Annotated in this window: 8 protein-coding genes; 6 read left to right on the top strand and 2 right to left on the bottom strand. The window is 45.7% G+C overall.

What is annotated here, in order from left to right; genetic code table 11:
* The first annotated feature begins 158 nt into the window (after positions 1-158).
* The 6 genes from secA to JC606_RS11255 all read left to right on the top strand — a co-directional run bounded on the left by secA (position 159) and on the right by JC606_RS11255 (position 10,409).
* The gene (gene secA / locus JC606_RS11230; protein WP_102423055.1) at positions 159-2,885 is read left to right on the top strand and encodes a preprotein translocase subunit SecA; all 2,727 of its coding nucleotides are present in this window, start codon (positions 159-161) and stop codon (positions 2,883-2,885) included.
* Positions 2,886-3,220: 335 nt separating this feature from the next.
* Complete coding sequence (gene mutT / locus JC606_RS11235; protein WP_008222857.1) at positions 3,221-3,619, top strand: 8-oxo-dGTP diphosphatase MutT; 399 nt, start codon at positions 3,221-3,223, stop codon at positions 3,617-3,619.
* Positions 3,620-3,711: 92 nt separating this feature from the next.
* Positions 3,712-4,536, top strand: coding sequence for a 4-hydroxy-tetrahydrodipicolinate reductase (gene dapB, locus JC606_RS11240; protein ID WP_198778608.1), 825 nt, complete (start codon positions 3,712-3,714; stop codon positions 4,534-4,536).
* Positions 4,537-5,038: 502 nt separating this feature from the next.
* Complete coding sequence (gene carA, locus JC606_RS11245; RefSeq protein ID WP_004740731.1) at positions 5,039-6,178, top strand: glutamine-hydrolyzing carbamoyl-phosphate synthase small subunit; 1,140 nt, start codon at positions 5,039-5,041, stop codon at positions 6,176-6,178.
* 16 nt (positions 6,179-6,194) lie between these two features.
* Positions 6,195-9,425, top strand: coding sequence for a carbamoyl-phosphate synthase large subunit (gene carB / locus JC606_RS11250; protein ID WP_128162012.1), 3,231 nt, complete (start codon positions 6,195-6,197; stop codon positions 9,423-9,425).
* Between the two features lie 204 nt (positions 9,426-9,629).
* Positions 9,630-10,409, top strand: coding sequence for a TSUP family transporter (locus JC606_RS11255; protein WP_198778609.1), 780 nt, complete (start codon positions 9,630-9,632; stop codon positions 10,407-10,409).
* Here the strand turns inward: JC606_RS11255 and JC606_RS11260 are convergent.
* Positions 10,360-11,205 carry a LysR family transcriptional regulator gene (locus tag JC606_RS11260; protein ID WP_198778610.1) on the bottom strand — a complete coding sequence of 282 codons (846 nt, stop codon included), beginning with the start codon at positions 11,203-11,205 and terminating at the stop codon, positions 10,360-10,362. The genes JC606_RS11255 and JC606_RS11260 overlap by 50 nt on opposite strands.
* 62 nt (positions 11,206-11,267) lie before the next feature.
* Positions 11,268-11,849, bottom strand: a complete 582-nt coding sequence (locus JC606_RS11265) for a flavodoxin family protein (RefSeq protein ID WP_137407875.1) — start codon at positions 11,847-11,849, stop codon at positions 11,268-11,270.
* Positions 11,850-12,078 lie beyond the last annotated feature (229 nt).

The raw sequence follows: 12,078 nt of genomic DNA on the forward strand, positions 1-12,078 counted from the left end.
TCAAGCCTTGAAAACTCTACTCTCAAGTACAATATCAGAAATACTAGATTTATCTCAGTATCCTTGGGTAGTAACTGAAGACTGGTTCATCGCTAGTAGAGACTGACGGCATTTAAAATAGATCGCGGACGATCTGAGAACGAAGAGATTCCAAGCACATGATTACTAAGCTGCTGACAAAGGTAATTGGCAGTCGCAATGACAGAACACTGCGCCGCCTTAGAAAAATTGTAAAAGAAATTAATAACTACGAGCCAACGTTTGAAGCGCTTTCTGACGAAGAGCTAAAAGCGAAAACTGTTGAGTTCCGTGAGCGCTTAGATAAAGGTGAATCGCTAGACCAACTTCTACCGGAAGCATTTGCTACGGTACGTGAAGCGTCTAAGCGTGTTTACGGCATGCGTCACTTTGACGTGCAATTGATTGGTGGCATGGTTCTAAATGCTGGCCAAATTGCAGAGATGCGTACTGGTGAGGGTAAGACTCTTACAGCAACTCTACCAGCTTATCTTAACGCCCTACCAAGCAAAGGTGTTCACGTAGTAACGGTGAACGACTACCTAGCTAAGCGTGATGCGGAAACGAACCGCCCATTATTTGAATTCCTTGGTATGACTGTTGGCGTGAACGTGCCAAACATGGCTCCGCCAGAGAAAAAAGAAGCATACCAAGCGGATATCCTATACGGAACAAACAACGAGTTTGGTTTCGATTACCTACGCGACAACATGGCTTTCCGAGCTGAAGATCGTGTTCAACGCGAACGCTTCTTTGCTGTAGTCGATGAGGTTGACTCAATCTTAATCGATGAAGCGCGTACACCTCTTATTATCTCTGGCCCGGCTGAAGATAGCTCAGATCTTTACACGCGTATTAACACATTGATTCCTCATCTTGAGCGTCAAGATAAAGAAGATTCTGAAGAGTACCGTGGTGAAGGTCACTACACCATGGACGAAAAATCTAAGCAGGTTCACCTGACTGAAAACGGTCAAGAGTTTGTTGAAGAGCTAATGGTGAAAAATGGTCTGATGGAAGAGGGCGATACGCTTTACTCTCCAACAAACATCAGCCTACTGCACCATGTTAATGCTGCACTTCGTGCACACGTATTGTTTGAGAAGAACGTAGACTACATCGTAACTGAAGAAGGCGAAGTGGTTATCGTTGACGAACATACTGGTCGTACAATGCCAGGTCGTCGTTGGTCTGAAGGTTTACACCAAGCTGTTGAAGCAAAAGAAGGTGTGAAGATTCAGAATGAAAACCAAACGCTAGCTTCGATTACCTTCCAAAACTTCTTCCGTCTGTACGAGAAACTGTCAGGTATGACAGGTACAGCTGATACTGAAGCTTTCGAATTCCAGTCTATCTATGGCCTAGAAACGGTTGTTATCCCAACTAACAAACCTATGGTTCGGAACGATATGCCAGATGTGGTTTATCGTACAGAAGAAGACAAATTCAATGCGATCATTGAAGACATTAAAGACCGTGTTGCTGCAGGACAGCCATCACTGGTTGGTACGGTTTCTATCGAGAAATCAGAGCTACTGTCTAACGCACTGAAAAAAGCAAAAATTAAGCACAACGTACTCAACGCGAAATTCCACGAGAAAGAAGCGGAAATCGTAGCGCAAGCAGGTACACCTGGTGCAGTAACCATCGCAACTAACATGGCCGGTCGTGGTACCGATATCGTGTTAGGTGGTAGCTGGCAGTCTGAAGTTGAGAAACTACAAAACCCAACTCAAGAGCAGATCGACAAGATCAAAGCGGATTGGAAAGTGGTTCACGACAAAGTACTAGAGTCAGGTGGTCTACACATCATTGGTACAGAGCGTCACGAATCTCGTCGTATCGATAACCAGCTACGTGGTCGTTCTGGTCGTCAAGGTGATGCAGGTTCTTCACGCTTCTACCTATCGATGGAAGACTCGCTACTACGTATCTTCACATCTGATCGTATGGCTGGTCTTATCCAGAGCGGTATGGATGAAGGTGAAGCGATCGAATCTAAGATGCTATCTCGCTCTATCGAAAAAGCACAACGTAAAGTTGAAGGCCGTAACTTCGATATCCGTAAGCAACTTCTAGAGTACGATGATGTAGCGAATGACCAACGTAAAGTGGTTTACGAGCTGCGTGATGAGCTAATGGGCTCTGACGACATCAGCGAAATGATCGAACACAACCGTGAAGACGTGTTTACGTCGGTTATCGATGAGTACATTGCTCCGCAATCTCTGGAAGATATGTGGGACATCGCGGGTCTACAAGATCGTCTGAAGAACGACTTCGACCTAGACTTTGATATCCAAGGTTGGTTGGACGAAGACGACAAGCTTTACGAAGAAGCACTACGTGAACGCATCCTAGGCATGGCTGTTGATGCTTACAAACAGAAAGAAGAAGTAGTTGGTGCACAAGTACTCCGCAACTTCGAGAAGTCTGTAATGCTGCAAACGCTAGATGGTCTATGGAAAGAGCACTTGGCTGCGATGGATCACCTTCGTCAAGGTATCCACCTGCGTGGTTACGCTCAGAAGAACCCGAAACAAGAGTACAAGCGCGAGTCGTTTGAACTGTTTGAAGGTCTACTGGATGTACTGAAGTCAGACGTTATTACTATCCTTTCGAAAGTTCGCGTTCAGCAACAAGAAGAAGTAGAAAAGATGGAAGCGCAGCGTCAAGCTCAAGCTGAAGAAGCAGCGCGTCGTGCACAAGCGCAACACGCAACAGCAGAAAACCAGCTAGGTGATGATGAAGCAGAAGCAGCGTCGCCACAAACAGTAGTACGTGATGAGCGTAAAGTTGGCCGTAACGAGCCTTGCCCATGTGGTAGCGGTAAAAAATACAAACAGTGTCACGGTAAAATTAATTGATGCTTTGCTGTAAAGGCTGATAACTGCGTCGGCGATGCTCATTTACACTTGTAAACTCCGCGTCGCCTCCTTGTTCTCAACCATTACAGCTTTTCCTAAATATAATTTTATTTGTTCAAGAGTCGCTTAGGCGGCTCTTTTTGTATGTAAATTTCATGGCTTACTTTGTTACTCAAGGAAGTCGTCATTCCCTATAGCGAGGAGCGAGCGTAGTAGGGAATCTTGTTTAGTTAGGCTCGCGTAGTTTTAGATCCCCAACTCAGTCGTTCCTCTTTCTTGAGGATGATGTATTTAGGGACTTTGTGAGTTCAGCGTTTTATTAAGGAACACCATCAATGAAAAGAATCCATATCGTAGCGGGTATTATCTTCAATCAAGATAAGTCACAGGTCTTTATCACTAAGCGCCCAGATGACAAGCACAAAGGTGGCTTTTGGGAGTTTCCTGGTGGCAAGGTTGAAGAGGGCGAAACTATTGAGCAAGCGATGACTCGCGAGCTTGATGAAGAGATCGGTATCAAGGTGACCGAGCAGTCTCTGTTTGAGCATCTTGAATTTGATTACACGGACAAGTCACTTAAGTTCGATTTCATTCTCGTGACTGATTTTGAAGAGCAACCTTATGGTAAAGAAGGTCAGCAAGGTGAATGGGTCAGCCTTGAATCATTGAATCAGTACGCTTTCCCTGAAGCAAATGTGCCAATTTTAGAGCGAGTGGTAAAAGAGTTTTCTTAATTGCTAGCCTGAGTTTGAGATTGTTGTTAGTTTAAAGAGATTAATCGAATGAACGTTGCTGCAAGAGAACTGCGGCAACAGTAACCAAAACAATGGAGATATTCGCAGTGGTAAGAATTGCAATAGCAGGAGCAGCGGGTCGTATGGGCCGCAACTTGGTGAAAGCCGCTCATCATAATTCAGAAGCTAGTGTTGGCGCTGGCTCGGAACGTCCCGAGTCATCATTAGTAGGCGTTGATGTTGGCGAGCTATGTGGGGAAGGTCGCTTTGATGTTGCTCTAGTGGATGATTTGTCTAAAGCCATCGAAGAGTTTGATGTGATTGTCGACTTTACCGCACCTGTTAGCACATTAGCGAATATTGAACTTTGTAAACGTCACGGCAAAAAACTTATCATCGGTACGACAGGCTTCTCAGAAGAGGAGAAGCAGGTGATTGACGCTGCTGCAAAAGAGATGCCTATTGTAATGGCACCAAACTACAGCGTAGGCGTCAACCTAGTATTTAAGCTACTAGAGAAAGCCGCTAAAGTGATGGGCGATTACTGTGATGTTGAAATCGTTGAGGCCCACCACCGTCATAAAGTGGATGCACCATCAGGTACTGCGATTGGTATGGGTGAAGCGATCGCCGGTGCTATGGGTAATGAGCTGAACGATGTGGCGGTATGGTCACGTGAAGGCATCACTGGCGAACGTACGAAAGATGAGATTGGCTTCGCAACGATTCGTGCCGGTGACATCATCGGAGAACACACTGCTATGTTTGCAGATATCGGCGAACGAGTGGAGATTACTCATAAAGCGACTGACCGAATGACCTTTGCAAACGGTGCGATCAAAGCTGCTGTTTGGCTCCATGACAAGCCAGCAGGCTTTTATACCATGACAGATGTCCTTGGTTTGAATGATCTGTAAATAGATAATTATGCGCTGGCAATTGCCGGCGCTTTCTTTATTTGCTGCCTTTAACGCAGTATTCTTGTTTCTCACCTCTCTCTTAAACCTACCTTTTAACATCGTTTTTACCTCACTTTTCTTGTTGTTTTGTTGTCTTGGTCTTATTTTTGGATTAGATCTTTAAATCTTCATGTTTTCTGTTTGTATTTATCGATTGCTTTTTGTTGGTGATGTTTTTAGTACTTAAAGGCAGACAAAAGTAATGGGATAAAATTGGAAAATCTCAATATCGTGCTTAATTGACCATGAAAGTTGAACTTTTGGAGCTTTGGAAGGGTAAATTGAATTAGTGCGTACAAATCTTTAATTTCTTTTGCGTTAAATGTTGACACGTATCACGCACATCACTAAAATACCGCCAATTTGTCTAATTTCCATAAACACTCACTTTTAAGTGTTGCAGGAAGGTAGATTTGCAAATTAAATCAATTTTAATGCATATTTATTTCTGGAGGTTGTCTTGAAAAAGTCAGCACTACTTGTCCTAGAAGATGGGACAGTATTTCACGGTGAAGCCATTGGCGCTGTAGGTTCTGCAGTTGGTGAAGTCGTTTTTAATACCTCGATGACGGGGTACCAAGAAATCCTCACTGATCCTTCCTATTCTCAACAAATCGTTACCCTTACTTACCCTCACATTGGCAATACCGGAACCAATTCCGAAGACGAAGAATCCTCTTCAATCCACGCTCAAGGCCTTGTGATTCGCGATCTCCCTCTTATCGCTTCTAACTTCCGTAATGAACAATCCCTTTCTGATTACCTTAAGTCGCAAAACGTTGTTGGTATCGCTGATATCGATACTCGTAAGCTGACGCGTATTCTTCGTGAAAAAGGCGCTCAGAACGGTTGTATTGTAGCGGGTAACAACTTAGACGAAGCTTTGGCTCTAGCTAAGGCAAAAGAATTCCCTGGCCTGAAAGGTATGGACCTTGCGAAAGAAGTTACAACGAAAGAAGCGTATCAATGGAAACAAGGTTCGTGGACGCTTACGGGTGGACTTCCTGAAGCGAAAGCAGACTCAGAATTGCCATACCACGTTGTTGCTTATGACTTCGGTGCAAAACGAAACATCCTACGAATGCTCGTTGACCGCGGCTGCCGCCTAACGGTTGTTCCAGCTGAAACTTCTGCTGAAGAAGTGCTTGCACTAAACCCAGACGGTGTATTCCTTTCAAATGGGCCTGGTGACCCAGAACCATGTACTTACGCAATTGAAGCGACAAAAGTGTTCCTAGAAAAAGGCTTACCAATCTTTGGTATCTGTCTAGGCCACCAAATTCTTGCTCTTGCGTCAGGCGCTAAGACAGTGAAGATGAAGTTTGGTCACCACGGTGCAAACCATCCAGTTAAAGATTTAGATCGTGATGTTGTGATGATTACTTCACAAAACCACGGCTTTGCTGCTGACGAAGACACACTACCTGAAAACCTACGTGCAACGCACAAATCGCTATTTGATGGTTCTCTACAAGGTATCCACCGTACAGACAAACCAGCATTTAGCTTCCAAGGTCACCCAGAAGCAAGCCCAGGTCCAGAAGACGCAGCGCCGTTATTTGACCACTTCATTGAACTAATTAAAAAGCACACAGCGTAATTCGGAGTAGTAGACAATGCCAAAACGTACTGACATTAAAAGTATTCTAATTCTAGGTGCTGGCCCGATCGTTATCGGCCAAGCATGTGAGTTCGATTACTCTGGTGCTCAAGCTTGTAAAGCGCTTCGCGAAGAAGGTTACCGAGTTATTCTTGTAAACTCGAACCCAGCGACCATCATGACTGACCCAGACATGGCTGATGCAACTTACATCGAGCCTATCCAATGGGAAGTTGTTCGCAACATCATTGCGAAAGAGAAGCCAGATGCAGTTCTACCTACAATGGGTGGCCAAACGGCACTTAACTGTGCACTAGACCTAGAGAAACACGGTGTTCTTGAAGAGTTCGGTGTAGAGATGATTGGTGCAACGGCTGACGCTATCGATAAAGCAGAAGACCGTTCTCGTTTCGATAAAGCGATGAAGTCTATCGGCCTTGAGTGTCCACGCGCTGATACTGCGAAAACCATGGAAGAAGCTTACGGCGTTCTAGATATGGTTGGCTTCCCATGTATCATCCGTCCATCATTCACTATGGGTGGTACTGGCGGTGGTATCGCATACAACAAAGAAGAATTTGAAGAAATCTGTCGTCGTGGTCTGGATCTATCTCCAACCAACGAGCTTCTAATCGATGAATCTCTTATCGGTTGGAAAGAGTACGAGATGGAAGTAGTTCGTGACAAAGCGGACAACTGTATCATCGTATGTGCGATTGAAAACTTTGACCCAATGGGCATCCACACGGGTGACTCAATCACAGTTGCACCAGCACAGACGCTAACAGACAAAGAATACCAATTAATGCGTAACGCATCTCTAGCAGTACTGCGTGAGATTGGTGTTGAAACGGGTGGTTCTAACGTACAGTTTGGTATCAACCCGAAAGATGGCCGTATGGTTATCATCGAGATGAACCCACGTGTATCTCGTTCTTCTGCACTAGCGTCTAAAGCGACAGGTTTCCCAATCGCTAAGATTGCAGCGAAACTGGCTGTGGGTTACACGTTAGATGAACTGCAAAATGACATCACGGGTGGCGCAACACCAGCATCATTCGAACCAACAATCGACTACGTAGTAACTAAGATTCCTCGTTTTAATTTCGAGAAATTTGCAGGTGCTAACGACCGTCTAACGACGCAAATGAAGTCTGTTGGTGAAGTTATGGCTATCGGCCGTAACCAGCAAGAGTCTCTACAAAAAGCACTTCGCGGCCTAGAAGTTGGCGCGACAGGCTTTGACGAAATGGTTGACCTAGATGCGCCTGACGCACTAACAACAATCCGTCACGAACTAAAAGAAGCTGGCGCAGAGCGTATTTGGTACATCGCGGATGCATTCCGTGCGGGTATGTCTGTAGATGGCGTATTCAACCTAACGCAAATCGACCGTTGGTTCCTAGTTCAAATCGAAGATATCGTTAAGCTTGAGCAAGAACTTAAAGCGAAAGGCTTTGCTGGTCTGAACAAAGACGAGCTAAACAAGCTTAAGCGTAAAGGTTTTGCGGATGCACGCCTATCTAAGATTCTAGGTGTAGCGGAAAGCGAAATCCGTCGTCTACGTGACCAATACGATATCCACCCAGTTTACAAGCGCGTTGATACGTGTGCGGCTGAGTTCTCTTCAGACACGGCTTACATGTACTCATCTTACGATGACGAGTGTGAAGCGAACCCAACAGACAAAGACAAGATCATGATTCTTGGTGGCGGTCCAAACCGTATCGGCCAAGGTATCGAATTTGACTACTGTTGTGTACACGCATCACTAGCTCTACGTGAAGATGGCTACGAAACTATCATGGTTAACTGTAACCCTGAGACTGTTTCAACGGACTACGACACATCTGACCGTCTGTACTTCGAACCAGTAACTCTAGAAGACGTACTAGCAATCGCTCGTGTTGAGAAGCCAAAAGGCGTTATCGTTCAGTACGGTGGTCAAACACCACTGAAACTGGCTCGCGCACTTGAAGCGGCTGGCGTGCCAATCATCGGTACTAGCCCTGACGCAATCGACCGTGCAGAAGACCGTGAGCGTTTCCAAGTTGCTGTTGACCGTCTAGGTCTTCTACAGCCAGAGAACGCGACAGTAACAACAATGGAACAAGCGGTAGAGAAATCTCGCGAAATCGGCTTCCCATTGGTTGTACGTCCTTCTTACGTACTTGGTGGTCGTGCGATGGAAATCGTATACGATGAGCAAGACTTACGTCGCTACTTCAACGAAGCAGTAAGCGTATCGAACGAATCTCCAGTTCTTCTTGATAGCTTCCTAGACGACGCAGTTGAAGTGGATATCGATGCTATCTGTGACGGTGAGCGCGTAGTTATCGGCGGTATCATGGAGCACATCGAACAAGCGGGTGTTCACTCAGGTGACTCAGCATGTTCTCTTCCTGCTTACACGCTAAGCCAAGAAATCCAAGACGTAATGCGTGAGCAAGTTGAAAAGCTGGCGTTCGAGTTGGGTGTTCGTGGCCTAATGAACACGCAGTTTGCTGTGAAGAACAACCAAGTGTACCTAATCGAGGTTAACCCTCGTGCAGCACGTACGGTACCGTTCGTATCTAAAGCAACGGGTGCACCAATCGCTAAGATTGCTGCACGTGTAATGGCGGGTCAATCGCTAGAGTCTCAAGGCTTTACCAAAGAAATCATCCCACCGTACTACTCAGTGAAGGAAGTGGTACTTCCATTCAACAAGTTCCCTGGTGTTGACCCACTATTAGGCCCAGAGATGCGCTCTACTGGTGAAGTTATGGGTGTTGGTGCAACGTTCGCAGAAGCTTACTCTAAAGCGGAATTGGGTTGTGGCAACATCTACCCAGAAGGCGGCCGTGCACTTCTTTCTGTTCGCGAAGGCGACAAAGAACGCGTTGTAGACCTAGCATCTAAGCTATCTAAGCTTGGTTACCAGCTAGACGCAACACACGGTACAGCAGTGATTCTTGGCGAAGCGGGCATCAACCCACGTCTAGTAAACAAGGTACACGAAGGCCGTCCTCACATTCTTGACCGTATCAAGAACAACGAGTACACCTACATCGTGAACACTGCAGCTGGCCGTCAAGCGATTGAAGACTCTAAAGTTCTTCGTCGTGGTGCACTTGCTGAGAAGGTAAACTACACGACTACGCTAAACGCAGCATTTGCGACATGTATGGCGCACACTGCAGACGCGAAGACGACAGTAACTTCTGTCCAAGAGCTACACGCACAGGTGAAAGCTTCTCAAGCTTAATTTGTCTTAGCTTAGCTAACTGAACTGAAGTTAGCGGATATAAATGCTCAAAGCCCACTCTTCGGAGTGGGCTTTTTTATGTCTGTGATACAGCGTTAGTTAAATGATGAATATTTGGAATAGGTTAAAATCTTGTGTTTCGTTATTGATCGCCTGCTCAGGATGGTAAGTTGTCGCTACACGAGACTTTGAGGCGTTGGGAATATGGAAATCACTCTGGAAATATTGGCTATCTTGTTTGTTGTCGCAACGGCTGCGGGCTTTATCGATGCGATGGCCGGCGGTGGCGGGCTACTGACTTTGCCAGCACTACTCGCTGCGGGAGTCCCACCGACACAAGCCTTAGCAACTAACAAGCTTCAAAGCTCTTTCGGCAGTTTTTCCGCAAGCTGGTACTTCGTGCGTAACGGTATCGTGAGTATCAAGGAGATGCGCCTCGCTATTTTGTGTACCTTCATTGGCTCGGCGATCGGTGCAGAACTCGTTCAGTTCATTGATGCAAGCTTATTGACCAGCGTGATCCCACTGTTGCTGATCGCTATCTCACTCTACTTCTTATTAGCACCACAAACTAAAGCCTCTGAAGGTAAGCAGAAGATCTCTGAAGCCATGTTTGCTTTGTGTGTTGGCGGTGGTGTTGGCTTTTACGATGGCTTCTTTGGGCCAGGTACTGGCTCTATCTTCACGGTCTGCTTTGTCGCAATTGGTCATTTCTCTTTAGTCGATGCGACCGCTCGCACTAAGGTGTTGAATTTCACTTCTAACATCGCTGCACTGATCTTCTTTATTTTGGCAGGCTTGCCAATTTGGGAACTCGGCTTAGTGATGGCAATTGGTGGCTTTATGGGGGCTCAGTTAGGTGCTAAAGTGGTGGTGACAAAAGGGCAGAAGTGGATTCGCCCCTTGGTGATCGTGATGTCGATGCTCATGGCGTCTAAACTGCTTTGGGAACAGCATCAACAATGGATTCTATCAGTGTTTTAACTCGTGGAGACTGGTAGCTATTTGGTCTTACACAGACATGAATCGGCCGGATTAAGCCCGCTAATTCCTGGAAGCTATACAGATATTGAGACTCAATATTGAGTGTTTTTACGATAGAGAGCGGAATTAAAGCAGGACCAGTTCCACCTAGTGCAAGCTGCGCTGCGGCAGTGTAGGCATCCATCTCCATCAAAGGTTTGATACCAAATTTTTCTAATACTGAGAGTTGGTAAGAGTTGGCGGGGTTAGTCATATCATTAGTGATGACTTTGGGTGGAAGCCCGTTTAACGGCAATTTACTTACAATGAAAAAGGGCTCGTCGAACAGATGAAACGTCATCAATCCATGATGTGGTGGCAACAAGCCTGCGCATAACCCTAGGGTTGCCTTGCCGGACTGAACTCGCTCTATGATTCTGGGCGTGTGGTTGGTGGTTATCGTGATGTATTTATCTTGTCGGATAAACTGCCCCATCATTTCACCTAAATAGCCGGCTATCAGAGACTTAGAGCTGTCTAAGGTAATGAGAGTCGTATCTTCTAACTCTTGCTGTTCATAAATAAGACCACGAAGTTCATTGAACGTAGGACCAATACTCTCGATCAGTGCTATCGCGTCTGGCGTGAGTTTTATCTGACGACCGCTCGGCTCAATCAGCTTTTTCCCCAACTTCTTTTCTAAGTTAGCAATCCGTTTGCTTACCGCTGATTGGCTGATATACAGCAGGCTGCCAGTGCGGCTCATGGTTTTGGCTTTACTCAAAACCAAGAGAGTTTCGATTCCTTCGAGTAGCATTTGATGATATTCATGAAAGTTGGGAATGATACGTCCAACTTATCTCAATCAAGGCTGTTGCTCTAGCTTTTGTTTACGAGTTCTTGAACCAAGCTGGCGATTCTTGAACCGTAGTATTGAGCCGTGAGTAAGTCATTGTGGTTAACGCTATCTTCACCATCATCGATACTAGACACCAAACCAATATTTGAACCAGTGCGGTTTAACCCTAAATTATCTGTGTGTCTTGAGGCGTCTAAGCCAACCCAAACCATTCCGTGCTGACAAGCTAGAGTGAAAAAGCTAAGCAGGGTTTGTTGTTGCTCTCCGTTAAGACTGCCTCCAGTGGTGAAGCCAGCAGCGAGCTTGTTGCGCCATAATTTCTTGCAGTAGTTGTCACTGCTCGCATCCATAAAGCTTTTAAACTGAGCGGCAGGTGAACCCATGTAGGTTGGAGCCCCAAAAACGATCGCATCACAACTGTCTAGGAGTTTGAGCTTTTCGTCGTTGTCATATCGGCCTTCAATGATCTCCGAAGGTAGCACTTCGATGAGTAGGGCTGAGTCAGGTAGCTGTGTGTTTACACCCTCAGCGAGCAGTTCTGCGACCTGCTTAGTTGCGCCGCATTTAGAGAAGAAAACAATTCCAATTTTATTACTGCTCATGCTAGAACCCTCATTGTTAGTAAATGAACATGTTTATAAAGTCATTCGTTTACTAATATAGCTCGTCAATCAATTAAGTAAATAAAAAACATTACTAAGCCGGGGCGGAAGTGGCTTGAGGCGGATAAGCAGAGCAGGAGTCTGAGGTGGCAAGATTAAAAAAGGCCCCTAAGTGGCTGTCTCTTATACACAAATCCCTAAGCCACGCTTGGGGATTTTTTTTGAACTA

It is taken from the genome of Vibrio sp. IB15, from assembly GCF_016406055.1.
GTDB lineage: Bacteria > Pseudomonadota > Gammaproteobacteria > Enterobacterales > Vibrionaceae > Vibrio > Vibrio chagasii.